Annotated in this window: 26 protein-coding genes; 23 read left to right on the top strand and 3 right to left on the bottom strand. The window is 57.8% G+C overall.

Annotated features, from left to right (window positions below; genetic code table 11):
* Nucleotides 1-153: 153 nt before the first annotated feature.
* The gene (locus HMPREF0908_RS04865) at nucleotides 154-1,356 is read left to right on the top strand and encodes a type IV pili methyl-accepting chemotaxis transducer N-terminal domain-containing protein (protein WP_006690337.1); all 1,203 of its coding nucleotides are present in this window, start codon (nucleotides 154-156) and stop codon (nucleotides 1,354-1,356) included.
* A 125-nt stretch (nucleotides 1,357-1,481) separates the two neighbouring features.
* Nucleotides 1,482-2,426: a Dyp-type peroxidase gene (locus HMPREF0908_RS04860; RefSeq protein ID WP_040572426.1), complete on the top strand. Its 945-nt coding sequence runs from the start codon at nucleotides 1,482-1,484 to the stop codon at nucleotides 2,424-2,426.
* Nucleotides 2,427-2,481: 55 nt separating this feature from the next.
* On the opposite strand, the gene HMPREF0908_RS04855 is transcribed toward HMPREF0908_RS04860, so the two are convergent.
* Both HMPREF0908_RS04855 and pfkB read right to left on the bottom strand, forming a co-directional pair.
* On the bottom strand, nucleotides 2,482-4,383 hold the full coding sequence (locus HMPREF0908_RS04855; RefSeq protein WP_006690335.1) for a PTS fructose transporter subunit IIABC: 1,902 nt from the start codon (nucleotides 4,381-4,383) through the stop codon (nucleotides 2,482-2,484).
* Between the two features lie 362 nt (nucleotides 4,384-4,745).
* Nucleotides 4,746-5,654 carry a 1-phosphofructokinase gene (gene pfkB, locus HMPREF0908_RS04850; protein WP_040572425.1) on the bottom strand — a complete coding sequence of 303 codons (909 nt, stop codon included), beginning with the start codon at nucleotides 5,652-5,654 and terminating at the stop codon, nucleotides 4,746-4,748.
* A 172-nt stretch (nucleotides 5,655-5,826) separates the two neighbouring features.
* Here pfkB and HMPREF0908_RS04845 point away from each other — a divergent pair, with 172 nt between their 5' ends.
* From HMPREF0908_RS04845 to rfbH, 3 genes are all read left to right on the top strand, one after another.
* Nucleotides 5,827-6,765, top strand: a complete 939-nt coding sequence (locus HMPREF0908_RS04845; RefSeq protein WP_006690332.1) for a YitT family protein — start codon at nucleotides 5,827-5,829, stop codon at nucleotides 6,763-6,765.
* A 96-nt stretch (nucleotides 6,766-6,861) separates the two neighbouring features.
* On the top strand, nucleotides 6,862-7,950 hold the full coding sequence (gene rfbG / locus HMPREF0908_RS04840; RefSeq protein ID WP_006690331.1) for a CDP-glucose 4,6-dehydratase: 1,089 nt from the start codon (nucleotides 6,862-6,864) through the stop codon (nucleotides 7,948-7,950).
* Entirely contained in the window at nucleotides 7,947-9,281 is a 1,335-nt protein-coding gene (rfbH, locus tag HMPREF0908_RS04835; protein ID WP_006690330.1) for a lipopolysaccharide biosynthesis protein RfbH, read from the top strand. Before rfbG ends, rfbH begins: the two co-directional genes overlap by 4 nt.
* Nucleotides 9,282-9,308: 27 nt before the next feature.
* On the opposite strand, the gene HMPREF0908_RS04830 is transcribed toward rfbH, so the two are convergent.
* Nucleotides 9,309-10,442 carry a YibE/F family protein gene (locus HMPREF0908_RS04830; RefSeq protein ID WP_040572424.1) on the bottom strand — a complete coding sequence of 378 codons (1,134 nt, stop codon included), beginning with the start codon at nucleotides 10,440-10,442 and terminating at the stop codon, nucleotides 9,309-9,311.
* 392 nt (nucleotides 10,443-10,834) lie between these two features.
* On the opposite strand from HMPREF0908_RS04830, the gene HMPREF0908_RS04825 reads away from it, so the two are divergent.
* The 18 genes from HMPREF0908_RS04825 (at nucleotide 10,835) to HMPREF0908_RS04740 (ending at nucleotide 25,396) form a co-directional block, all read left to right on the top strand.
* Nucleotides 10,835-11,035, top strand: coding sequence for a 50S ribosomal protein L9 (locus HMPREF0908_RS04825; RefSeq protein WP_039981310.1), 201 nt, complete (start codon nucleotides 10,835-10,837; stop codon nucleotides 11,033-11,035).
* A 79-nt stretch (nucleotides 11,036-11,114) separates the two neighbouring features.
* Complete coding sequence (locus HMPREF0908_RS04820; RefSeq protein ID WP_006690326.1) at nucleotides 11,115-11,426, top strand: HMA2 domain-containing protein; 312 nt, start codon at nucleotides 11,115-11,117, stop codon at nucleotides 11,424-11,426.
* A complete protein-coding gene (locus HMPREF0908_RS04815) occupies nucleotides 11,423-12,094 on the top strand; it encodes an HMA2 domain-containing protein (RefSeq protein WP_006690325.1) in 672 nt (223 codons plus the stop codon). The genes HMPREF0908_RS04820 and HMPREF0908_RS04815 overlap by 4 nt, the downstream gene beginning before the upstream one ends.
* Nucleotides 12,082-14,205, top strand: coding sequence for a heavy metal translocating P-type ATPase (locus HMPREF0908_RS04810; RefSeq protein ID WP_006690324.1), 2,124 nt, complete (start codon nucleotides 12,082-12,084; stop codon nucleotides 14,203-14,205). The genes HMPREF0908_RS04815 and HMPREF0908_RS04810 overlap by 13 nt, the downstream gene beginning before the upstream one ends.
* A gap of 120 nt (nucleotides 14,206-14,325) precedes the next feature.
* Nucleotides 14,326-14,742: a hypothetical protein gene (locus HMPREF0908_RS04805; RefSeq protein WP_006690323.1), complete on the top strand. Its 417-nt coding sequence runs from the start codon at nucleotides 14,326-14,328 to the stop codon at nucleotides 14,740-14,742.
* Between the two features lie 165 nt (nucleotides 14,743-14,907).
* On the top strand, nucleotides 14,908-15,189 hold the full coding sequence (locus HMPREF0908_RS04800; protein ID WP_006690322.1) for a flagellar biosynthesis anti-sigma factor FlgM: 282 nt from the start codon (nucleotides 14,908-14,910) through the stop codon (nucleotides 15,187-15,189).
* Between the two features lie 12 nt (nucleotides 15,190-15,201).
* Nucleotides 15,202-15,690, top strand: coding sequence for a flagellar protein FlgN (locus HMPREF0908_RS04795; RefSeq protein WP_040572423.1), 489 nt, complete (start codon nucleotides 15,202-15,204; stop codon nucleotides 15,688-15,690).
* Between the two features lie 6 nt (nucleotides 15,691-15,696).
* Complete coding sequence (locus HMPREF0908_RS04790) at nucleotides 15,697-16,188, top strand: hypothetical protein (RefSeq protein WP_006690320.1); 492 nt, start codon at nucleotides 15,697-15,699, stop codon at nucleotides 16,186-16,188.
* A gap of 39 nt (nucleotides 16,189-16,227) precedes the next feature.
* Nucleotides 16,228-17,997 carry a flagellar hook-associated protein FlgK gene (flgK, locus tag HMPREF0908_RS04785; protein WP_040572422.1) on the top strand — a complete coding sequence of 590 codons (1,770 nt, stop codon included), beginning with the start codon at nucleotides 16,228-16,230 and terminating at the stop codon, nucleotides 17,995-17,997.
* Between the two features lie 13 nt (nucleotides 17,998-18,010).
* The gene (gene flgL / locus HMPREF0908_RS04780; RefSeq protein WP_006690318.1) at nucleotides 18,011-19,360 is read left to right on the top strand and encodes a flagellar hook-associated protein FlgL; all 1,350 of its coding nucleotides are present in this window, start codon (nucleotides 18,011-18,013) and stop codon (nucleotides 19,358-19,360) included.
* A 32-nt stretch (nucleotides 19,361-19,392) separates the two neighbouring features.
* A complete protein-coding gene (locus tag HMPREF0908_RS04775; RefSeq protein WP_006690317.1) occupies nucleotides 19,393-19,980 on the top strand; it encodes a DUF6470 family protein in 588 nt (195 codons plus the stop codon).
* Between the two features lie 12 nt (nucleotides 19,981-19,992).
* Nucleotides 19,993-20,439: a flagellar assembly protein FliW gene (fliW, locus tag HMPREF0908_RS04770; RefSeq protein ID WP_006690316.1), complete on the top strand. Its 447-nt coding sequence runs from the start codon at nucleotides 19,993-19,995 to the stop codon at nucleotides 20,437-20,439.
* The gene (gene csrA, locus HMPREF0908_RS04765; protein ID WP_006690315.1) at nucleotides 20,439-20,663 is read left to right on the top strand and encodes a carbon storage regulator CsrA; all 225 of its coding nucleotides are present in this window, start codon (nucleotides 20,439-20,441) and stop codon (nucleotides 20,661-20,663) included. The genes fliW and csrA overlap by 1 nt, the downstream gene beginning before the upstream one ends.
* Nucleotides 20,664-20,798: 135 nt before the next feature.
* Complete coding sequence (locus HMPREF0908_RS04760) at nucleotides 20,799-21,212, top strand: flagellar protein FlaG (protein WP_006690313.1); 414 nt, start codon at nucleotides 20,799-20,801, stop codon at nucleotides 21,210-21,212.
* Between the two features lie 18 nt (nucleotides 21,213-21,230).
* Nucleotides 21,231-22,874, top strand: a complete 1,644-nt coding sequence (gene fliD / locus HMPREF0908_RS04755) for a flagellar filament capping protein FliD (protein WP_006690312.1) — start codon at nucleotides 21,231-21,233, stop codon at nucleotides 22,872-22,874.
* A 21-nt stretch (nucleotides 22,875-22,895) separates the two neighbouring features.
* Complete coding sequence (fliS, locus tag HMPREF0908_RS04750; RefSeq protein ID WP_006690311.1) at nucleotides 22,896-23,312, top strand: flagellar export chaperone FliS; 417 nt, start codon at nucleotides 22,896-22,898, stop codon at nucleotides 23,310-23,312.
* Entirely contained in the window at nucleotides 23,302-23,646 is a 345-nt protein-coding gene (locus HMPREF0908_RS04745; RefSeq protein WP_006690310.1) for a hypothetical protein, read from the top strand. The genes fliS and HMPREF0908_RS04745 overlap by 11 nt, the downstream gene beginning before the upstream one ends.
* Nucleotides 23,647-24,070: 424 nt before the next feature.
* Nucleotides 24,071-25,396 carry a flagellin N-terminal helical domain-containing protein gene (locus tag HMPREF0908_RS04740; RefSeq protein WP_006690308.1) on the top strand — a complete coding sequence of 442 codons (1,326 nt, stop codon included), beginning with the start codon at nucleotides 24,071-24,073 and terminating at the stop codon, nucleotides 25,394-25,396.
* Nucleotides 25,397-25,408: the final 12 nt, after the last annotated feature.

Below are 25,408 nucleotides of genomic sequence, written 5' to 3'. Positions count from 1 at the left end.
ACTTTTTCCTTGGAAGGGAAAATCTGCACCGACCGACCGGCGGTTATTTCCTCAGCGATTTCTTATGCGGATGTATCAGATGGGGGATTGCGCCGCGTTCTTCCTGCGATATACCAGCGGAGAGGACTTTTCTGTTGAAACGAGAGGGGAACTATGTCCATTCATAATAAACTGCGAATCACACTCGTCGCCCTTTTCGTCTTCATTATCGGGCTTGTCGGACTGAACTTTTTCACTTTTGCCCAGATTGAGGGGGATTCTCCTGCCGTCAATGCCTCCGGCTCTCTCCGCATGCGTGCGTATCAGCTTTCATGGCTCTCGGCGCGCCTTGTGCCGGCAGAAGGGGAGGAGGAGATGCTCATTCGGCAGACGATGCGTGCGCAGATCGAGGAATATGATCACATCCTTGCGGGGCTTGCCGAGGGGAGTGCGGATGCGGGCATTCGTCCTGCCGCTGATCCCGCCGTTGCAGCACAGCTCCAGACGGTTCGGTCTCTGTGGGAGAACTACCGAAGTCAGGTGCTTTCTGTTTTGGGAGCGGAAACTGCGGCGGATCAATATGCAGCAAACAGGGCACTTTCCGACAGTGTGACCGCCTATGTGGCTGAGGTGGACAAGCTCGTTACGGCGTATGACCAAGCCAGTCAGGCAAAGATAGCCGTCTCCAAGCGAATTGAACTTGTGGTTATCGTTCTGTCCGTGCTTATCTTTATTGGCTCCTCCTATGTTATGATCCGACATATTCTGCACCCGCTTGCCGCTCTGACCGTCTCCTTTCGTGAGGTCGCCGGCAAGGAGGGAGATCTCACGCAGCAGCTTGAGGCGGAGCGTTATGATGAGATCGGACGCATCGTGTGCTCCTTCAACAGCTTTGTCAGTGATCTGCGCCAACTTATGCAGCGGGCGCAGGCGTGTGCTGCGGAAGTCTCGGGACTCTCTGACAACCTCTGGCAGGCGAGTGTCGAGAACAGCCGGGCAGTTGAATACAACGCTGTTGCCATTACCAATGTTGCCGCGAGTGCGAACGAGCAGAATGACGAGATTCAGATGCTCACATCGAGCATCAGCGGTATCTGTGCACAGATGCAGGAAATTCATAAGCTCATACCTGCGGAGAGTGCGGATCGCGCCGGGCTTCTCTCCTCCGTCGAGGCGGTGCGTGCTTGTGCGCAGGTCGCTGCGGCGGCAGCGCAGGATGTCGCCGCAGCGTCGAAAAAAATTACGGGTCTCACGGAGGACTCGGCAGCTGCCATCGAGCAGGAGACCGCCTCCCTCGATGCCTTTGCCGCCACGGCGGAGCATCTCAAGGGGCTTGCCGCCAATTTGGATGAGCTTGTTGGGCGATTCAAGGTATAAACACATATATGAGCGTCTGCCGCTGAAGTGCGGGCAAAAAAGATGTACGAAGACGGCGGTGCTGGATTTATCAGTGCTTTCTAAATAGTAGTGTATCGCTGTGTATGACAAGAAAGGAGAGTCCCATGGAGGTCAATGCAAATCTGGCACAGGACGTGTTTAAGGACGCAGGGGAGAGCGTCATTTTCCTCATGCTGTCACTGAAACGTGAGGACAGAGACAAGGAATGTGAGATCATCGCCGATATGGCGGATCGCATCGAAGCAATTCAGCGTTCGATGAACATCCGCGTTGCACCGGAGACGGTGAAGCTCACCTTCGGCTTCAGCAACCGCGCATGGGAGTATCTTTTCCCGCATGCCGCGAAACCGAAGGAATTAGAGGATTTCAAGGGCGTCAATGGGAAGAACCATCAGGCCCCGACAACGCCTGCCGATCTCTTCCTGCACGTACGTGCAGATGAGGCATCGACGACCTATCTCGTCGTCGATCAGATCATGGGCTTCCTGCGCCCCATCGTGGATGTTGTGGATGAGACGCACGGCTTCCACTATCGCGAGGGACGCGCCATCATCGACTTTATCGACGGGACGGAGAATCCCGTCGGTGAGGAGGCGAAGGAGTGGGCGATCATTGGCGCGGAGGATCCCGACTTCATCAATGGCTCCTATGCCTTCGCACAGAAGTATGTTCACGATCTCGATGCGTGGCGCGCCCTGCCGACCGAGGTGCAGGAAAAGTACATCGGCCGTCGGAAGTACAGCGATCTGGAGCTCGACGATGACGAGAAGGACCCGCGCGCACACAACATCATCTCGCAGGATAACCGCGACGACGAGGAACACAAGATCGTGCGCATGAACGTCGTCTATGCGAATCCGGGCGAGGGCGTGCGCGGCACCTACTTTATCGGCTATGCACGCCACTGGGATGTGACGCACAAGATGGTCATCAATATGTTTACGCAGGACGATCGCCTGCTCGAGTACTCGACGGCACTGAAGGGACAGCTCTTCTTCATCCCGTCGAAGGAGCTCATGGGGCGCATCGCCGAGGGAGAGTTGTTCTAAAACGCAAAATACCGCCGTGCCGAGGATCTCGGTGCGGCGGTATTTTTCTATGCCGTTATTCTTTGATCGGTTTTTTGAGCATCGACAGGATGACGGCGCCGACGATGGCGCCGATGATGATGCTCACGAGATACATGAGCGGATTGCCGATGGTCGGGACGACGAAGATGCCGCCGTGGGGCGCACGCAGCGTGCAGTCAAAGACCATGGTGAGTGCGCCCGCGAGGGCGGAGCCGACGACCATCGAGGGGATGACGCGCACAGGGTCTGCCGCCGCGAAGGGAATGGCACCCTCCGTAATGAAGGAGAGTCCCATGACGTAGTTCGTGATGCCCGCCTTGCGCTGGCTCTCAGTGAAGCGGTTCTTAAAGAGAGTGGTCGCGAGGGCGATCGCGAGCGGCGGTACCATGCCGCCCGCCATAACTGCTGCCATGACATGATACTCGCCCGAGGCGAGAAGTCCCGTGCCCGTGACGTAGGCCGCCTTGTTGATTGGGCCGCCCATGTCGATTGCCATCATGCCGCCGACGACAATGCCCATAAGGACGCGCGCTGAGGGATCCATGCTGCCGAGTGTTGCGACCATCCATGTGTTGATGGCGGCGACGGGCGGCGTGATGATGAAAAGGGTGATAAAGCCGATGATGAGGATGCCGAAGAACGGATAGAGCAGGACGGGCTTGATTCCGTCGAGTGCGGCGGGCAGTCCCGCAAAGCCCTTCTTCAGCAAGTTGACGGAATAGCCGCCGATAAATCCTGCGAGGAGTGCACCGAGGAAGCCCGTGCCGTGTGCACCCGCGAGCGCGCCGCCAACGAAGCCAACGGCGAGACCGGGGCGGTCGGCGATGGACATTGCGATGAAGCCCGCAAGAACGGGAAGCATAAAGCCGAACGATGCGCCGCCGACGTCCATGAAGAACTTTGCGAGCGGGGTGTTCGAGCCGAATTTCGACGGATCGATGCTGTAGTCATCAAAGAGAAAGGCAAGGGCGATGAGGATGCCGCCGCCGACGACGAACGGGAGCATGTGCGAGACGCCGTTCATAAGGTGCTTGTAGATCTGGCGCCCGAGACTTTCCTCCTCGGATGCATCCGCCCCCTCTGCCGTATCCGCACCGCTCGCGTGATAGACGGGGGCAGAGCCCGCGAGAGCACGGTCGATGAGCTCATCTGCCTTGTTGATGCCGTCCGCAACCTTCGTGATGACGACGCGGTGTCCGTCAAAGCGCGACATGGCGACGTTCTTGTCCGCCGCAACGATGATGCCGTCGGCAGCGGCGATCTCCTCCGGTGTGAGGATGTTCTTCACGCCCGCCGATCCGTTCGTCTCCACCTTGATGGAGATGCCGCGTTTCTTCGCGTGCTGTTCCAGGCTCTCTGCCGCCATAAAGGTGTGCGCGATGCCCGTGGGGCAGGCGGTGACGGCGAGGAGCTGGATGTGGTCGGCGGCAGGTGCGCTCTCCGTGCTCTCCTCCGCGGCGCTCGGCGCGGTGAAGGTGCCGTTTTCCTTCGCATCGATGAGGCCGCGGAATTCCTCGACGGTCTTGGCGGCGATGAGTGCTTCCTTGAAGTCGGGATCCATAATCATGGTCGCAAGGCTGGAGAGAATGGTGAGGTGCTCGTCGTTTGCGCCGTTCGGTGCGGCAATCATGAAGAAGAGGCGGCTCGGATTGCCGTCCATCGCGGCAAAGTCCATGCCGTCGGGGATGGTCATGGCGGCGAGCCCTGCTGCCTTTACGCCGTCGCTCTTGGCGTGCGGGGTTGCAATGCCGTCGCCGAGGCCCGTCGTGCCGCTCGCCTCACGTGCGAGTACGTCTTTGACGTACTGTTCCTTGTCACTGAGGTTTCCGCCCTTTTCCATGCAGTCCGCGAGCAGGCGGATGGCTGCCTCCTTGGAGGCGGGGGCGGAGACGCCGAGGGCAATGCTCTTGGGGTTAAGAAGGTCGTTGATATGCAAAGGGAAAACCCTCCTTTTTCATTGTGTTGTATCTGCTGTGCAATATTCCTTGAAAATATCCGCATTGTTTGGCGTGGCGTGCAGTCCTTTAGCAAACCCTAGTGGAGCAAGCGGCACAGAGTGTGCGGCCCGCCCCCTGCGGATTTTAATCGTTCAAGCGCAGCGCGTTTGGAATCCGCAGGTATTTTGGCGGACGAACACACGACCGCTTGCGTAACGAGGGTTCTGCGCAGGACACACGCCACATGGGATTGCACAGCTGCGATAGGTTTACGTTCATACACGCAGGACACACGCCACATGGGATTGCACAGCTGCGATAGGTTTACGTTCATACACGCAGGACGCACGCCGCTCTTACATCACGCGATTGTTTTCAGCAGCGCGAGAGCCTCCTCGCGCGTGGCAAGGTTCTCGGAGAATGCCGAGGCGGAGCCGGTCGCAACGCCCATGTAGAAGGCGCGCTCGTAGTCGCCGTCCGACTCCATATAGCCTGCGAGGAAGCCTGCGACCATTGAGTCGCCTGCGCCGACAGAGTTGACGAGTGTGCCCTTCGGCGCGGCAGAGCGATAGAATACGCCCTCCTCGGTGAGGAGGATCGCACCGTCGCCCGCCATGGAGATGAGGACGTTTGTCGCGCCCTCGTCCTGCAGGCGTTTCGCATGCTCGATGATCTCGTCGTCTGTGTTCAATGTTACGCCGAACATCTCGCCAAGCTCGTGATTGTTCGGCTTGATGAGGAACGGGTGATATTTCAGCACACGCCGCAGAAGGTTCTTCGTCGCATCCACGACAATGCGGATGCCGCGCCCGTCGAGGTGTTCCATGATGCGCTCATAGATATCGTCGGGCAGGGTATTCGGAATCGACCCTGCGAGGACGAGGGTGTCACCATGTGAGAGACGATCGAGCTTTTCAAAGAGGGCGCGCTGCGCTTCGGGCGGAATCTTCGGCCCCTGCCCGTTGATCTCCGTCTCACGCTCCGCCTTGATCTTGACGTTGATGCGTGAGAACCCTTCGTCGAGATGTACGAAGTCCTCCGTCACATTGAATGAGCGGAGCTGCTGCTGCATCGCTGTACCTGTGAATCCCGCGAGGAAGCCGAGTGCCGTTGCATCATGCCCGAGATTTTTCAGTACGATGGCGACATTGATGCCCTTGCCTCCCGGCAGGATCTGCTCATAGTTCACGCGGTTGATCTCGCCCGGGGTGAACTGCTCCAATCGGACGATGTAGTCAATCGACGGATTGAAGGTGACCGTGTAGATCATATACATCCCTCCTGTCCCATTACAGATGAATCTCTTTCCAATATTGCCATCATATAATGCAGGCACAGTAAAGTCAAGAAAGTCGTTCTCATAGCGGTGGACTTGTCAGCGGATTTTCTTTCCTCTATAATAAAAAAGAAAGGTACAGCGTTTTTGGGGAATGGGAGGACGTATGAACGAAATCGTAGACAGCAGTACCGAGCAGATTATTGTGGAGGCACAGGAAAAGCCAGCACCGACGCCGCGCCCCAAGAAGGCAGCTCCGAAGGGGGCATTTTTCTACATCAAAAAATGCCTGCGGCTCATTATCGGTGCCTTCATCACTGCCGTAGGACTCGATCTTTTCCTCATCCCGAACAATGTCATCGACGGTGGTGTTGTGGGTCTGTCGATCATGTCGCAGACCATCACGGGCATGAGTCTCGGTGTGTTTCTCGTGCTCTATAATATTCCCTTTGTCTTTATGGGGTACAAACAGATCGGCAAGAGTTTCGCGCTCTCGACGGTCTTTGCCATCATCATGCTCTCGATCTGGTCGAGTGTGCTTCACGACGTACCGCAGGTGACGAATGACCCGTTCCTCGCTGCGATCTTCGGCGGCGTGGTGACGGGGCTCGGCGTCGGTATCGTCATGCGTACGGGCGGCTGCTTCGACGGGACAGAGATCGTCGCGATCATCATGGATGCGCGGACGCAGTTCTCCGTCGGCGAGGTGGTTATGTTCATCAACCTCTTTATCCTCTCCTCGGCGGGCCTGCTCTACGGCTGGGACAAGGCGATGTACTCGCTTTTTGCCTACTTCGTCATCGCAAAGATGATTGACGTCGTGCTGAAAGGGCTCGATGAGTCGTATGCCGTCATGATCGTCACGAACGAGCACGAGGAGGTCACCGCCGCCCTCAACGAGCGGCTCGGACGCGGCGTGACACTGCTCCACGGCGCGGGCGGCTACACGGGCGATGCAAAGGAAATCCTTTACTGTGTCGTCACACGCCTCGAACTGGACAAGCTGAAGGAGATCGTCCTTGACAAGGACGAGCGTGCCTTCGTCACAATCAATGCCGTGCACGACATCGTGGGCGGGCGATTCAAGAAGAAAGCGATTCACTAGGGAAGTCGAACCGCATACCCTGCCAACGTGTTTGCGCGGAACGAACCGTCTGCATCACATTGGCCGAAACGAAAGACATAGGACGAGGGAGAGATTATGAAGGATGGCTTGAACTTCTATCGGGGAAAGCGTGTGCTCCTTACAGGGCATACAGGCTTTAAGGGGATGTGGCTTGCTCTTCTGCTTCTCAGGGCGGGAGCAGAGGTAACGGGGTTCGCGCTCGATGCGCCGACGGAGGGGGGACGGGCGGCGCTGGATCGTCTCGGGATTCTAAAGGAACTTTGCGATCTGCGCGGGGATGTGCGTGATGCAGACGCTCTCGGGCGTGCGTTCGCTGCGGCGCGCCCTGAGGTTGTCTTTCACCTCGCGGCACAGCCAATTGTGCGCACAAGCTACCGTCAGCCCGTGGAGACGTTCGCGGTGAATGTGATGGGGACAGTCAACGTCCTCGAATGCATTCGCACGTCGGATACGGTGCGCTCTGCCCTCATTGTGACGACAGACAAGGTCTATGAGAATAAGGAGTGGCCGTGGGGCTATCGCGAGAATGAGCCGCTCTTGGGCTATGATCCGTATGCGGCGAGCAAGAGCTGTGCGGAGATCGCGGTATACAGCTATCGGCAGAGTTTTTTCGCGGACGGCGGCGTGCGGCTTTCGACGGCGCGTGCGGGCAACGTGATCGGGGGCGGTGACTTTGCCCCTGACCGCATCATTCCCGACTGTATTCGTGCCGCCGTGCGCGGGCGGGTGATCGACATCCGCAATCCGTATTCAACGCGCCCCTATCAGCATGTGCTGGAGCCGCTCTCTGTGTATCTGATGCTCGCGGCGCGGCAGGCGGAGCATGCCGCGCTGGTCGGGGCATGGAACGTCGGCCCCGACGATGCGGACTGCGTGACGACGGGAGAGCTTGCCGATCTCTTCTGCCAGGCGTGGGGTGCGGGTACACGGTGGGAGACGCACGCGGACGGCGGTCCGCACGAGGCGCATTTTTTGAAGCTCGACTGCTCGAAGGTTAAGTCGGCGCTCGGGTGGAGGCCGCACTGGCATATCGCCGAGGCCGTGGAGAAAACGGTGGAATGGGCAAAGGCATGGGAGGAAGGTGCGGATATGCGTGCGCTGACCGAGGAACAGATCGAGGTGTTTTTCGCGGGGGATCATAGAGCAGGGAGAGAAATCGGATGAGTGAGCAGGAGATGCGCGGGGAGATACTCGCGCTTGTACGGGCGTACTGTGAGAAGTATCATGCACCAAAGGAGGATTTCTCCCCGGGCGATCGTCTGCCGTACGCGGCGCGCGTCTACGATCATGAGGAGATGGAGAATCTCGTCGCGAGTGCGCTTGAGTTCTGGCTGACGGCGGGGCACTACACGGAGGAGTTCGAGCGCGGGCTGGCGGCCTATCTTGGGGTCAAGCACTGCTCGCTCGTGAACTCGGGCTCGTCGGCGAATCTGCTCGCCTTTATGGCGCTCACGTCGCCGCTCCTCGGGGCGCGTGCCGTCGGGCGCGGCGATGAGGTCATCACGGTGGCGGCGGGCTTTCCGACGACGGTTGCACCGATCATCCAGTACGGTGCAGTGCCCGTATTCGTCGATGTGAGCCTGCCGACGTACAATGTGGATGTGTCACTTCTCGAGGGGGCTCTCTCCGCACGGACGAAGGCAGTCATGATTGCGCATACGCTCGGCAATCCGTTCGATCTGGCGGCGGTCAAGACGTTCTGCCAAAAGCACAGCCTCTGGCTCGTTGAGGACAACTGCGACGCGCTCGGCGCGCAGTATACGATCGACGGAGAGACGCGCTGTACGGGAACGATCGGTGATATCGGCACGTCGAGCTTCTATCCGCCGCACCACATGACGATGGGCGAGGGCGGCGCGGTCTATACGAATGATGGGCTCCTCCACCGCATCGTGCGCTCCCTGCGCGACTGGGGACGCGACTGCGTCTGCGCGTCGGGGCAGGACAACCGCTGCGGACATCGCTTCGACGGGCAGTACGGTGCACTGCCGCACGGGTACGATCACAAATACGTCTACTCGCATTTCGGCTACAACCTCAAGGCGACGGATATGCAGGCGGCCGTCGGTGTCGCTCAGCTGAAAAAACTGCCGTCCTTTGTCGCGCGTCGCCGGCATAACTTTGCGCGGCTCCGCGCGGCACTCGCCGATCTGGGCGATGCATTTGTCCTGCCGGAGGCAACGGAGCACGCGAATCCCAGCTGGTTCGGCTTTTTGCTGACCTGTCGTGACGGCGTGGATCGTGCAAAGATTGTGCCGTACATCGAGGGGCGGGGCATCCAGACGCGCATGCTCTTCGCGGGGAATCTGACGAAGCACCCCTGTTTTGATGCCATGCGCGCCTCGGGCGAGGGCTACCGTGTGGCGGGGACGCTCGCGTCGACCGACCGCATTATGAACGACACGTTCTGGCTCGGTGTCTACCCCGGGCTGACGGATGCGAAGATCGATTATATGGCACAGGTCGTACGGGATGCCGTGCACGCGGCGCGGTAGTACAGGCATGAAGCCGGTGGGCGGAAGTTATGCTTCCGCTCTTTTTTTACGGCGTGGACGGATGGTGATGAGGAGAGCGGTGACGTAAGCGGTGATGGGAATGGCACAGAGGAGACCGATGCTGCCGACGAGGGAGCGGACGATCTCCGTGGCAATCATGTTGAGATTCAGGACGTGGCGGAGCGGGAGGTCGGGCTGGGCGGAGATGAGGAGGATGAGCGGGAGTGCACCGCCGATGTAGGCGAGGACAAGGGTGTTCGCCATGGTGCCCATGACGTCGCGGCCGACGCTCATGCCCGAGGAGACGAGTGCCTCGAACTTCGTCTTGGGGGCGAGCTGCTTCATTTCGTACTGCGCGGAAGCGATGGAGACGGCGACGTCCATGACGGCACCGAGCGCACCGAGAACGATGCCGGCAAAGAGCAGTTCACGGAAGTCCACCTCCTGCAGATAGAGTGCCTTAAGCATGCCCGCCTGTTCCTCAGCGATGCCCGTGAGGTAGGTGCCGTGGATAGCAATGACGGCGAGGAGTCCCGCGATAAGGATGCCGCCGATGGTGCCGATGATGGCACCCGCCGCCTTGACGCTGCGCCCGCTCACGATGAGCTGGGTGGCGAGAGCGATGATGCTGCCGATGCAAAGCGTTGCGAAGATGATGTGCGAGGGCGCGTAGAGGATAAAGGAAATGAGTCCCTTTGCGATGAGAATGACGGCAAAGAGGAGAACCAGGAGGGCCTTCGCGCCCGTTATGCCGCCGAAGAAGATGAGGAGTGCGGCAAAGATGGCGAGCAGGAGGAGCATGGCGGGAAGGCGGTCGTAGTCGACAATAGCATAGCTTTCGCCCGCAGGACGGACGAGGATGTGTTCGCCCTCCTCCGGATGAATGTCAAAGGCAGGGTTATTGAAGGTATGGTGGAGAATTGTCTCCTCTGTTCCCTCCGCAGGGCCGGAGTTGAGATGAATGCGAACCGTGTATGCGGCGCTGTCCGGCGCAAAGGAGGTGATGCCGCCCGCTGCGTTCTCCACGTGGAGAATTTCCGCCTTGTAGGTCGGCGGGTCATCTTCTTCACCTGCGGGCAGATGCGTGAGGACAGCGCAGAAGAGGATGACGGAGAGGACTGCAATGAGGAGATGCGGCAAGCGGCGGGGGCGATGTTTCATGGTGAACTCCTTTTGATCAACGATAAACTCCTGTGAATAATCACATGATTTCTATATATTATCGCATGAAGTAAAGGTGATTTCAATAGTTATTCTTGATTATGTAAGAGCTATTGACAGATGAGTCATTCTCACATATACTGAGAACAACGAGATGATTCCAGAGAGGATGGCGGCATTGCCGCACCTCACGGCGCAGGAATTGTCATCGTCTCATGGAGCGATCCATCAAGGCTGCCATTGGGCAGCTTTTCTTTGTCATAGGTGTTTCTGTACAGGGGATCGGTCGCTCTATGATGCGGCAAAGCGCCAAGGATAAAGGGGGCTTTCACCGGGCTGCGGAGGGAGAATCGGCATGCGCGGGAAAGCGATATAGTGAAGGAGGAAACAGTATGTTCTCGAAGACAGATTTTTGGATTGGCCTTGCGGTTGGCGCGGTCGCCGGTATTTTCGGCTATCGTTTCATGCAGGAGCGCACACAGCAGCTGGCGGCGCTTGAGGCCGGCTCGGCGGATCTCTCGCTCGCTGAGCTCCAGCGCCAGAAGGAGGAGCTCGAGGATCTGATCGCGGCACAGGCTGCATCGGAGAAGTGAGAAAACCACAACACGGGGGCTGCTGCGCATCTCTGCGCGCAGCCCTTTTTCAACAGATATAAAAAAGAAAGGGGTTTCAATGAGTATTTTCGCTGCGATAAAAAATGCGATTCCGCACTCAGCGCTGGATCTGTTCATCCGCTCGACGGATGTCGCTTCCTATATGCCGGGACGCGTGCGTCTCTACAGCAAGCAGCTCGTGAACAATGCTTCACTCGAACAGCAGGTGCATGAGCGGCTGAACGCACTCGCTGAGATCGAGTGCGTGGATACGAATATTGCAACAGGATCGATCCTCATCACGTATGAGCCGGAGCGTCTGCGTGCGAATGCGGAGCTGCGGCGTGTGGAGGACTATATGCGTAAACATGCGAGGAGGCGGGCATCATGACGTACCTGTCGGGGCTGATGCTCGGCGCTTCATTGGCAAATATGGCCCGCCAGATGATTCTCGGGACGGGAGGACATTCTGCTGAGGGCCGTATGCTGCACGGACTGGGCAGCGGCCTGTTTGCTGCACCGGAGCGCCCGCGCGGGAAGAGTTCACATGCCTTGGCGCATACGGCCGAGCAGCCCGCTGCGCCGGTTTCCTGTGCGGTGCCGACGGCTGTTTTTTCCTGTGTTCATGCATCACCGGGACGCCGCCGCTACCGTACGCCGTATTTGACGGAGTCATTTGCCGCTGTGCTGGAGGAACGTCTCCTTCGTCTGCCGTTCATCCGTGCGGTTCGTACCAATGTGGCTTCGGGCAGCATTCTGCTTATCTATGCGCCGGAGGATGAGGCGCATGTACTCGTCCTGGCGGAGGGGCTGAGTGCCATCTTTGCCGAGGGCAAGGTTCAGCCGCCCGCGACGTTTGCCAAGAGTGTGCGCCGTTCAGTGGAGACGCTTAGTGGATGGATTCAGCGCAATACGGGCGGGGCACTGGATCTCAGCTCGTTGGTTGCCGGGATTTTCATTATGCGCGGCATACGTCAGCTGGTGATTTCCAATAATACGCCCTCGGGCTCGCAGATGCTCTGGTGGGCGCTGTCGCTGATGAGGGGATGGAAGGTATGACAAAGCTGCTGCACAAGCGGATCCGCCTTCGTGCGGCCCTGCCGCGCGAGGATGCGCTGCGGCTCGCAGCGCGCCTGCGCCGCTTTCCCGCGGTGATGGCGGTATCCGCCAATGAGAAATGGGTAGATCTTTGGCATGTGGGGACGATCCCGACGGCGCGCGTTCTCATGGCGGCAGAGCGTGCCGTGCGGTCGGCGGCAGAGAAGACAGTGACGCCGACGGAGCGACTGGCGGAGTTCCGCCGCGATGCAGTGATCTCCCTTGCCAGTTTTGCCGCGATGGAGCTCCTGCGGCGCGGTGCCCCCGAACTCTTTGCTTCGGTGAAGGTGCTGCGCTCACTGCTCGTCCTGGCCATTTCGCGCAACTTTATCAAAACGGGCATCGGCGGTCTGATCGAGGAGCGTCAGCCGAATGCGGATACGCTCACGACGACGGCGGTGATTGCCTCAGTGCTCGCGGGGAAACCAGAGTCGAGCCTCATGCTCCTTGCACTCAGCAATGGTGCGGAGATGCTGACCAGCTATGCGGCAGAGAAGGCGCGTACGCACATCTCGGGGCTGCTGTCCCTTGGGCAGCGTGATGTCTGGCTGGTCGAAAAGACACCGAAGGGCGAGGTGGAGCGCAAGGTTCCCGTGGAGGAGGTGCGTCCCGGCGATACGATCGCTGTGCACGCGGGAGAGAAAATCGTCATCGACGGCCGCGTTCTGCGCGGCAATGCGGCGGTGACGCAGGCGTCCGTGACGGGCGAGTCTGCCCCTGCGATGAAGAAGGAGGGCACTCCGGTCTACGCGGGCAGCGTGGTCGAGGCAGGCGAGCTTGTGATCGCCGTGGAGAAGGTGGGCAGCGATACGTCGCTCGCACACATCGTACACCTCGTCGAGGAGGCGCAGACGCGCCGCGCACCCGTGCAGAATTTTGCCGATCAGATGGCGAACTATCTCGTGCCCGTGTCCTTCCTCGGGGCGGCGATTGTCTACGGGGCGACGCGCGATTGGGGACGTGTGCTGAATCTGCTCTTCATCGACTTTTCCTGCGGGCTGAAGCTCTCAACGGCGACGGCGATGTCGGCGGCGATTGCAGCGGCGGCCAAGCGCGGGATTCTCGTGAAGGGCGGCAACTACATCGAGGCGCTGGCACGCACGGATACGGTCGTGCTCGACAAGACGGGCACACTGACGGTCGGCATCCCAGAGATCACGTTCATCCGTACGGCATCAGGGGTGACGGAGAAGGAGATGATTCTGCTCGCGGCATCCGCTGAGGAGCACTCCGTGCATCCGCTCGCCGTGGCAATCCAGAAGTATGTGGAGGAAAAGGCGTGGCAGGCACCGCAGCACCGCTCCTCTAAGACCATCGTGGCGCGCGGAATGCTCGCTGAGGTGCCGGATTTTGAGGGCTTTACGGGCGGAACGATCCGCGTCGGCAGCCGCCGTTTTCTGCAGGAGAACGGCGTGACGGATCCGGAGGATCTCGCCGCGTCGACATCCGGCAAAAATGTGCTCTTTGTTGCGCGCGACACGCGCCTCATCGGTGTGATCGGGATTGAGGATCCCATCCGTCCAAAGATGAAGAAGACGCTGAATCAGCTGCGCCGCTGCGGTGTGGATGAGATCGTCATGCTGACGGGCGACTCTAAGGCGGTCGCGGCAGAGGTGGCGCGCGATATGGATGTGGACTCCTATCATGCGGAGATTCTGCCCGAGGACAAGTCGCGCTATGTGAACGAGCTGAAGCAGCGCGGGACAGTGATGATGGTCGGCGACGGCATCAACGATGCGCCCGCACTCGCCTTCGCCGATGTCGGCGTTTCCCTCGGCGGACGCCAGACGGATATTGCGGCCGAGTCCTCGGCGGTGACAATTCACGGGGAGGATCCAATCCGCCTCGTGGAGGCGCTGCGCCTCGGACGGCGGACGATGCATCTCGTGCATCAGAATTTCAAGGCGACGCTGCTCGTCAACTCGTCGGCGATGCTGCTCGGCGCACTCGGCGCGATCAGCCCGCTCGCGGCGGCCGCGATCCATAATACAGCGACGCTCGCGGTGGTGCTGAACAGCTGCCGCATTCTGACGCCCGAGGGCGGTATGTTTGCACGGAAGATGACAAAGTAGAACGGCACATGACGATCGGTTGATTTTTCCATTATCCTGTTGTAAAATATGGGTATGTACATGGAAAACAAGACGGATCCATGAATACCGATCCGCTATTTTGAGAGGAGAGTTTTGTCCATGGCTGGAAAGATGAAGAACTGCTCAAGCTGCGGCAAGGTGTTCATCGCGATCAACAATTCCCGCGTCTGCCCGGACTGCCGCGAGAAGGAAGAGCAGTGGGAGAAAGAGATCATCGAGTATGTGCGCGAGCATCCGAAGAGCCAGATCCCGGAGATCGTCGAGGCAACAGGCGTACAGGAGCCTATCATCCGCCGCATGATCCGGGAAGGGCGGTTTCTTTCGAGCAATGTGGAGCTCTTTTACCCGTGTGAAAAATGCGGCTCGCCCATCCAGAAGGGCCAGTACTGCGACAAGTGTCAGAAGGAGATGCGCGAAGAGCTGCAGGCTGCGATTGGCAAACAGAGCGCCTCGGGAATGCGCACTGCCAAGGACGGCAGCGGCCGCCGCGGCTATGTGACGCTTGGCGGCAAATAAAGGAAGCACATAACGGAGACGCACGCAAGAAAAAAATCTTAAGTGCGTCTCTTTTTTTTTCGATAAAGAAGGTGAAAGGATTTCGAACAGAAATCGCGAATAGATGAGACACGGGTGCGCCGCAGGGCTGCGGCGGTGTTTTCACATACACAGGTGGTGAAAGATATGTTGATTAGGAATCAGGCAATTTCAGCAGTGAGCAGACTCTACGCCGGCGCTCAGGTGACGGGAACGCGCCGCGTGGATGCGGCGGGTGCCGTGCAGGCACCGGACGCACTCGAACTTTCGGGTGAGGTGCAGAGCTTTGGCGATATTTTGCAGCAGCTGCGCGGCATGGATGATGTGCGCAAGGCCCGCGTAGAGACTCTTTCTGCGTGCGTGCAGAATGATGCGTATGCGCCTGCTGCGTCGGATATTGCGGCAAAGATGCTCGCGATGCGGTACTGATTGGAGCAGACTATGTGGGATGCATTCACAGCGACGCTTGAGGAGCTCTCGCACCAATATGAGAAGATCTGTACGCTGCAGAAAAAGAAGCGCGGAATTCTCGCTGCGCTCGATCTGGAGGCCCTTGAAAAGGTGACGGCGGAGGAGGATTTCCTCGCACGTGCGGTGGAGCGTCTTGAGACAGACCGCCTCGCCCATCTGGCCAGCATCGCAGAAGCAACGCCGGGCGTGAGTGCCAAGACAAATATGGAAGAACTTGCGCTTCTCGCACCGAGCGATTCTGTACATCGCAGCGTGCTTGCAGCGAGCCGTCGGCTGAGCAAGATTGTCAAGGAGACGGAGGAACTCCGTGACGGCAATGCCCTTCTCATCGAGGCGGCCCTTATGGCAGTGAATCGACAGCTTGGGCGTATCGGCGGCGCAGTGGTCGACCCTGTGTACGGAAGCGGCGGCACGGAGCAGGTGAGGCACCTGCGCAAGAATCTGGACTATAAGGCGTGAACGGCAATGACGAATGAGACCCGCGCAGCACTCGTGCTTTTAAAGGAAGAGATGGCTGCTGCCGAGGAGGCACTTGCCTCCTTCGATGCCCTTGTCGCTGCGCTGCAGCACAGCGCTTTCGGCGCGGGGATCGGAGCGCCGACGGCGGCTGCGGAGAAAAGCCTCTCCGCCGTACGTGCACTTGCACGGCGGCAGACGGAATACTTGAAAACGGTGCGGGCGGAGGATCTCTCTGCCGTCATTGCACGTGAGCCGAATCCACGGGAACGTTTTGCTGCTGTACGTGCGCTGCACGCCGTTCGGACGCGTCACGAAGCACTGCGTGAGCGGGTGCGTTCGGCGGATCGGCTGCTTCGGCAGAGCGCGGACTTTATCAGCTATCAGCTCAACGTGATCTCCGGTACGGCGGCGGACGATACATACGGGCATTCTCAGCCTGTGGCGGGACCCGGTGCCGGCGTGCGGCGCGAGATTGCGATGTTTGATGCAGATGTATAAATGGATCACAGGACAGTGTCAGGGAAAGAGTGAGGGAATATGCGGTCAACATTTGCCGGTCTTAATACCATGGTGCGGGGCATCCAGAACAATCAGCTTTCGCTCGATACGACCGGACACAACATTACGAATGCTTCGACGGAGGGGTACTCGCGTCAGCGTGTTGACTCGGCGGCGACCAACTATCAGGAACGCCCGTCTCTCTATGGCGGCGTTTATGTCGGCGGCGGCGTCGATGTTGTGGCGCTCAATCGTGCACGCAATATTTACGCAGACAAGCAGTTCTGGTCGGAGAGCTCGACACAGACCCTCTACAAGACCTACAAGACGAACTACGACAAGGCAGAGGCAGTCTTCAACGATGCCAAGGAGACCGGCGTCCTCGACGCGATGAAGCAGTTCTACAGCGCATGGGTCAACCTCTCCGACTATGCGAGTGATGCCGCGTCCCGTACGGCGGTCGTGCAGAAGGGCAACAACCTCGTGGACCGCATCAAGACGGGGGCACGCCAGCTGCAGGATCAGATCAACGCACAGTACGACGAGATGCGGATTCAGGTGAATAAGGCAAACAGCATCACGGAGAAGATTGCCGTCCTCAACAAAAACATCATGCTTGCGGAAACGAACGGCGGCAAGGCAAACGACCTGCGCGACCAGCGCGATCTTCTCGTAGACAAGCTCTCGGAGATCACGAATGTCAACGTCTATGAGGATGCAACCGGACAGTACACCGTCGTCTCGAACGGCATGACGCTCGTGCAGCGCGACAGCAATCTTACCATTGAGATGAGTCCGCCGATCAACAACGAGCGTTACGGCATCAATGACTACACGCTCCGCATCAAGGAGGCGGGCGGCATGGGGTATGTTCCGCAGGGCGGCGTACTGAAGGCTCTGCAGGATACGATCGTTCAGGACAAGAAGTACATCGACAATCTTGCCGACATCTCGGCGACACTCATGACGACATTCAATGATGTGCATAAGCTCGGTGCAGGCATCGATAACGATGCGACGACATGGACGAATTTCTTCGGACGCAATGCATTCCACAGCGATGCAACGGGGAACAACTATACGGGTGAGCGTTATGTGTGGCACGTCGATCCGACGACGGGTGACCGCTGGATGACGGCGACGGCACAGGGCGTGACGCGCACGGCGACTGCCACAGGGGCGACAGTGACGGCAGTCGATACGAGCAACGCCGCCGACATCCATGAGATGCGCTCCATGCAGATCATCAAAGCGCTCAAGGTCAGCGATGAGCTGACGGCGCAGGGGGGACAGAACCTTGTCGCCGCACGCCAGATTCAGAACCCGGCCCCGATCTCACCGACGAACCCCATCGGCAAGGTGCTGCCGACGGTCTCTCCCGGCACCATTACGTACACCTATACATTCGCCAATATGAACGGCACGGCAGATGGGACGATGGCCGTTGAGCTGAGCAAGTTCTTCAACATGGATCAGGGAAATACGATCAATGTGGCAAAGCTTATCGGCCTGCCGGCGAATGAGTGCGAGCGCGCCGTCGGAACCGTCTCCATCAACCAGTACTATAACGGCGTTATGAATAAGCTCGGCGCAGATGCCGAGAACCTCAACAAGAAGATGAAGCAGCAGGATGACCTCATGGTGCAGATCACCCAGTGGCGTCAGTCCACGGCAGGGGTTGACTGGAACGAAGAGCTTTCGAATATGCTCAAGTTCCAGACGGGGTATGGAGCATGCTCACGTGTCCTCACGTCGATGGATGAGATCCTGGACCGCCTCATCAACAGCACGGGCGTTGTGGGAAGGTAAGGGAGGATAGACGATGATTCGCATCAGCAGTAATTACAGTGTGCAGCGCTATCAGAAAGACCTGAATGAGCTGGACTACACGAAAGCAAAGCTCATGGAGCAGGGCGACGGGAAAAAGCTCCACCGCCCCTCGGACAACTCCGTGGACTACTCCCGCTATCTGCGCTACAACGTCTCTGAGGGTGAGAACGACCGCTATCAGGAGAGTGTCAAGGCGGGCATCTCATGGATGAACACAACCCAGACAGCACTCAGTTCGATGGAAGACATTCAGAAGACGTTCAAGGCAAAGACCATTCAGGGAGCGAACGACGATAAGGACGAGCACAGCGGCGACTGGCCCGCGATTGCCCGTGAGATGAAAGCACAGATTCAACAGATTGTCTCGCTCGGCAATACACAGCTCGGTGACCGTTATGTATTCTCCGGACAGGCAGATCTTCGTCAGCCGTTCTCCCTGTCTGACGAGAAAAAGCCGCTCAGCCGCGGCCTCGCCAAGACACTGGACGACCGCCAGGCGGCTTTCTTCAATGATGTGAGCAACGGAAACAGTGCAGATTTCCTGCATCAGATGCTCTCGCTTGACGGCAGTGACGGCAAGACTTACTACCTCAATACGCTGACGGGGGATATCTACACGAAACAGTTTGTGCAGGAAGGATACAAGGACGTCATCACGCAGGGGCGCTCGACAGTGTCAGCAGCGGATCGTGTCGGAAATATCACCACAGGCACGAACTTCATTAAGAATAACTTTAAGAATACGGGGGAGATCATCGACGATCCTGCCGCTGCCCCCGGTCTTGGTGCAAACTGGTCAGATACGACGGCAGTCGCAGGCGTGACGCTGAAGTTCTCGACGGTACGCCAGCAGATCGCTTCCTACAACGGCGATTTCCGCTACATCTCGATGGTCAAGCAGAACGGCTCGACCGAGCCGACGGCAGATACCGTCAACAAGACGGGGCTGGATGTCTTTGGCCGCGACCTCTTTGATGATAAGAACTCGGGCAACGAGCCGTCGGGGACGGCAATGCTCAACAATATGCTGACGGTCTATGCCAAGACCAATGCCGCCGATCCCCATTGGCTCAGCTCGGACGGCATCACGCTGGCGGACACGGCAAATCAGGTGACCCTGCAGGCGCATACGGAGACGGGGGCACGCACACAGCTCTACAAGAACATGACGGAGGTCCTCACGGATCATAAGGAAAACATCACGCGTGACATCACAAACGTCTCCTCGGCGGATGTGGCCGAACTTGCGATGAAGATGATGCAGCAGCAGACGATCATGAGCATGTCGCTCTCGATGGGTGCGCGTATTTTGCCGCTTTCGCTTGTGGATTACCTGCGGTAAGAGCCGCTGAACCGAAGCAGTGATGGGAAAGGATGCCCTTGATGCTCTACCTCAATGTGCGTCATACACTCCCGATGATCGGGATACAGTCGCAGAAGAATACACTGGACTCCGGCATTCAGCAGCCGCAGTACGATCAGGAGACGCAGACGGCACGCTCCAATCGTGGCTCGACCCAGCCGAAGCTTTTCATTGACAGCTATCCGAGCCGGCATAGCTATGGCTGCACCAGCGATTCGGATTTTGCCCGCGAGAATATGGAGCGGGGCTTTGAAGGGGTTCAGGAGGGGACCTCGAAGCACACGCAGATGGCGTGGTCGCTTGCCGAGGATGGGCCAAAACCGGGACGTCAGGTAGCCATCGAACAGATTTACAGCGAGATGATGAGCATTGCCGATCAGAACCGACAGTTCGTCGCGCAGGCCATTCCCGATCCGGAGGTTCACTTTGACGTTGGTGAGGCAGGCGGTGAGCCGACCATCGGGCACACGACGCCGCATTGGAATGTGACAAGCCGGGCACGCATCGAGTACCACCGCGGCAGCATCGAAACCTACTTGCAGCGGAAGGGTGAGATCCGCGCGTGGGTCAGCGAAGGAAAATATGATATACTTGCGTAACAGGAGTCTCTGATGAAGAAAATTATGACCAGCCGCTTCGGTGAGATCGATGTGGAGGATGATGCGGTCATCCATTTTTCGGCGGGGATTCCCGCATTTGAGGAGGAGCATGAGTTCCTCATCATTCCGTATGGCGAGGATGGAACCTATGTCTTTCTCCAGTCGGTGAAGACGCCGGATCTCGCCTTCTTGATGACGATGCCGCTCACGTTTTTTCCGGACTACGAGTTCACCATTGATGACGATGTGGAGCGGGAGCTCGAGCTCACCTCGCCTGACGATGTGCTGATCTATACGGTACTGACCCTCTCGGGCAAAGAGATTCGCGATTTGACGGCGAACCTCATCGCACCGATCGTCATCAATGCCAAAACCCGCAAGGGAAAGCAGATTGTGCTCGACCGCAGCCCGTATACGACGAAGCATCGCCTGTTTCCTGCAGATCCGGAGGAAAAGTAATGCTCGTACTCACACGGAAACCAAGACAACAGATCATGATCGGCGACAACATCGTTGTCAACATTGTGGAGGTTCAGGGCGACAATGTGCGCATTGCCATCGATGCGCCGCGCAGCGTCAAGATATATCGCGGTGAAATCTACCGGGCAATACAGGAGGAGAACCAGCGTGCGGCAGCGCCGCAGTCGATTGACCTCAGTGCATTGCCCAAGCATTTATCATAAATACAGGCATTGCCGAGCCAATACAATCCGTACAAAAATAATACGGATGGACTTGTCGGCATAACCAACCAATTTCAAGGAAGGATAAAGGGAGCGCAGGATGCACTCCCTACACACATGGAGGGATGATGCCTTATGGCAGTAGCAAGTGTTCAGGATTATATGGTGGCGGCGTTTGCCGTCAACAGCATGCAGGATGGAAGCGATGTGCCCCAGCCATTGCCGGCCGGCAGGGGCGGTGAGTCTCTGCCGGCCTCTGCATCCGACGCCGTGCAGCAGGCACGGCAGGAGAATGATGACGCGCGAGAGAAGCAGAAGCCGGTCTCCGAGGCTCAGGCGGCATACATTACGAAGCAGCTCAACGAGATCATGCGCCGTATTGATGTGAACCTCAATTTCCAGTACCACAAAGAGGTCAACGTCATGTCGGTGCGTATGCTGGACAAGAAGACGGGGGAACTGCTGCGCGAGATTCCTGCCGCGTCCATGATTGATCACATGATCAAGGCGCGTGATTGGATCGGCGCATTCCTGGACAAGATGGCATAAGGCGATAAGGAGGAAATTATGGCAGGAGCAAGAGGCATTTACGGACTTTCGGGTTCGGGGATTGATGTAGAGTCGCTGGTCAAGGTCGGCATGATGTCCGAGCAGAAGAAATATGACCGCATCTATAAGAAGGAAGTAGAGACGGAGTGGCGCAAGGAAGCGTTTGCTGACGTATACAGCGAGGTGAATGCATTCCGCAGCAATATGTCAGATATGCGCCTGAGCTCGAAGACAAAGCCAATGACGGCGACAAGTTCCCTCTCAGATGCTGTGACGGCAACGGCAAATGCAAATGCCGGCGTGATGTCGCATACCGTTGAAGTCACACAGGCAGCATCAAATGCCTATTTGATGACGACGTCGGGGCAGAAGGTGGCACGTACAAACACGGCAGCTCCCACGAGCGTCGCACTGAAGGATATTGCCTTTGCGGGCGGCACGATGCCGGCAGGCATGACGAGCACCGATACGGCGCTCAGCTTCAAACTTTCAAACGGGACGGGCACGACGGAGATCAAGTTTACGGCGGAGGAGGTATTCACAAAGAATCTCACGCTCAATGATCTTGCGACGCGCATCAACAATGCACGCTTTATTGGCAGCGACGGCAAGAAATCGGCGCTCAACATAACGGCGAGCTACGATGCCGTGTCCGATGCATTTTCCATCGTGAATACGCAGTCGGGCACCAACAACAAGGTCAGTCTCTCCATGGATACGGGGGCGTCCTCGGCAACGTACACGACAGCGCTGCTCAACAACTTGAAGCTCGGGCAGGTCAGCGGCGGCACCATCAGCGCACCGCTTTCATTTACGATTTCGGGCACGACGGCCAAGCTTGAGGCAGCGGGCACGAATGCGAGTGTCAAGGTCGATGGACGTACGTATACGAATCTGCAGGACAATAAGCTGCAGGTCAACGGCGTCACTTACACCTTTAAGAAAGCAACGCCTGTAGGGACGCCGGCACAGGTTACGATCGCACAGGATCAGGAAAAACTCGTTGAGAACGTCAAGAAATTTGTCGAGGATTACAATAAGCTCCTCGATGATCTTCATGGACGCTATAACAACAATAAGTATCCGGACTACGGCGTTCTGACGAAGGAGCAGGAGGCCGGGATGTCGCGTGAACAGGTCGACAAGTGGAACGAGCGTGCCAAGGCCGGACTGCTCTACCGCAACGACTATGTCCGTTCAATCATCAGCGACATGCGTGATGCCGTGACGAACCGCGTCGGCTCGGCGCCGGGACGCTACAACAACCTCGCATCGATCGGCATTACCTCAAAGGATCAGAGCGGGCATCTGAAGCTCGACGAGACGAAGCTGCGCAATGCGATTGCCGCAGAGCCGGATGCGGTCAAACAGATTTTTTCCCATACGGACGAGGATGACAATTATAGTGACAATGGTGTTGCGACCCGCCTTTCTGAGCGGCTCGGCAAGCGCATGGAGTCGCTCAAGAGCCACGCGGGCATGACGGCGGACAAGTCCGACCGCAGTGAGCTCGGTAAGCTCATCCAAGAATATGAGAAGCAGATGAGCGATTTCAAGAAGCTCATGAGCTCCTTTGAGAACCAGCTTTACAAAAAATACAACGCGATGGAGGAAGCAATCTCGCGCCTTTCCACGCAGTTTGGCTTCTTCTCCAGACAGTAACGCTATAGGGGGGATTCTCACATGGTAAACAGTGCCGCGGAGGCCTATAAGAAGCAGCAGATCCTTACGGCAACGCCCGAGGCGCTGACTCTTATGCTCTACAATGGCTGTCTGAAGTTCATCAAGGAGGGCAGCGATGCACTTGCAGAGAAGAACTATGAGGCGGCGAACATATCGCTCCAGAAGGCACAGAACATCATCTCCGAGTTCCGCGTTACGCTGAATATGGACTATGAGATCTCGCACCAGCTTATGCCCCTCTACAACTATGCCTATGACCGTCTGGTCGAGGGAAATCTCGACAACAATTTCGACGCGATCAAGGAGGCAACGGACATCATCACCGAGCTTCGCGATGCGTGGGCACAGGCGATGAAAAAGGCGCGGGAGGAAAAGGGCCGGCAGGGAACAGAAGGGAGCGGCGTCTATGCCGGATAACGTCTACGAAGAGGCGCGTTCCCTCTGGGAAAAGTACCGCATGCTGACCCATGAGCTTATGAAGTTCATCGATGAGGAGGAGGTCGATACCTTCCTCGCGCTCGTCGATCAGCGTGGGCAGGTAGTCGAGATGCTGCAGGCGCTCCCGTCGGATCCCTATCGGGGCAGTACGGATTTTGCCGCACTTGATGCGGAACTTCGTCCGCTCGAGATGCAGATCCAGTACAAGGCCCGCGCCTGGCTGAACCGCTCGCGCCGCCGCAATGCTGCTGTCCACAGTTACGATATGGGAGATGTCAGCCCTGTGGGCGGGAATCTCAATCGACGGCATTAAGGGGGCACCAATAAAAGTCTCTTGGATTGGCGCAGATGTTTCGCCTGAACAAGGGGAAGAACCGGGCGCAGCCTGATGCTCTGCGGAGGATTTCCTGCCAAAGTGCGGGCAAAGAAGATGCGTCAAGATGATGGAGCTGCGTTTATTCGTGATTCCTTAAGATAAAATGCTTTTCTTCTGCCTCTTGACAAGACGGCAGAAAAAAAGTAAACTATTTTATGAAAACCACTTAAGAACGTCCCCGTTTGGACGATATATTATATGTAACAGGGTAATATGCAAGCGGTGCGGCTGCCATGGATGGCTAGCTAGCAGCCATCCAGGATAGACGCGTCACTTGCTTATTATACAGCGGGCATGGATGTCCGCACATAAAAGTTAAGATTCCGGCATAGCCGGGAACACACCAGGGAGGAATTTTCACATGGCAATGGTAGTTAAGAACAACATGTCGGCGGTCAACACGCTCAACATCCTGAACAAGAACCAGTCGGCTCTTGCGAAGAGCCTTCAGAAGGTCTCCTCGGGCATGAAGATCAACGATGCCGGCGATGATGCTTCGGGCTATGCTATTTCCGAGCGTATGCGCGTCCAGATCCGTTCGCTCGATCAGGACAACCAGAACACGCAGAACGGCAACAGCATGATGAAGACCGCTGAGGGCGCTGTCGCCAGCACGGTTGAGATCCTCAAGACCCTGAAGGAAAAGGCAATCAACGCCGCGAACGACACGAACACGGACGAGGATCGCCGCACGATCCAGAAAGAGATCAACCAGATGGTTGACCAGATCGACGACAATGCGCTTGCTACGTACAACGGCAAGTACCTCGTTGATGGTTCGCGCAACAGCGTCGGAACGGCAACCTGCACGACGCTGTCGAACAGCGCCCTGAGCACGGCTGCGGCATGGGGTTCTGCGCTGACGGCACTCCAGAGCCGTCAGAACGAAAGCCTCAACATCCAGTCGACGGATAACGTCACGGTTTCCTATGTCCGTCAGGGCAAGACCTACACGACGACCTTCTCCGTAGGCACGAACACTCTTTCGGACATTATCGGCAAGACGGCGTTCAACGGCTCGGATTCCGTGAAAGGCTCGGATCTCGTCGGCGGCTCGACGCAGGGCGCGTGGATCGGTTTCGACAAGGCCGGCAACAGCGTCTACACAGCGGACAACAAGACGGCACTCTCGGTCAATGCTGCTGGTGCTGGTACGACGTTCCAGATCTCGGCGTTCACGATCGGCATCACGGACAACACGGGTGCTCTCCGCAAGACGGCGAACACGGCACTCGATGCGTTCAACGAGCGCATCCGTGCAGAGAACAAGTCCGAGGACAACGCTCTCGTTCTCCAGACGGGTGTGAGAGCCAACCAGGCGATCAAGGTCAGCATGACGGATATGCGTTCGCTCGCACTCGGCATGAAGGGCACGGATGGTTCCGTCATCAGCGTCCAGACCCAGGAGAAGGCAAACGCTGCGATCAACTCGATCGACTCTGCTCTCCAGAAGGCGCTCGACGAGCAGGCCAACATCGGTGCTGTTCAGACACGTCTCCGTTACACGAGCTCCAACCTCACGACGGCTTCCGAGAACGTCCAGAACTCCGAGTCCACGATTCGCGATGCGGATATGGCAAAGGAGATGACGGAGTACACGAAGAACAATGTTCTTCTTCAGGCTGCTCAGTCGATGCTCGCACAGGCGAACCAGAACAGCTCCGCTGTCCTTTCGCTCCTCCGCTAATTCGCTGCGGCG

The sequence above is a fragment of the Centipeda flueggei ATCC 43531 genome (assembly GCF_000160695.1).
Classification (GTDB): domain Bacteria; phylum Bacillota; class Negativicutes; order Selenomonadales; family Selenomonadaceae; genus Centipeda; species Centipeda flueggei.
Note: the sequence above shows the minus strand (reverse complement) of the source record. Positions and strands in the feature narration are given on the sequence as shown.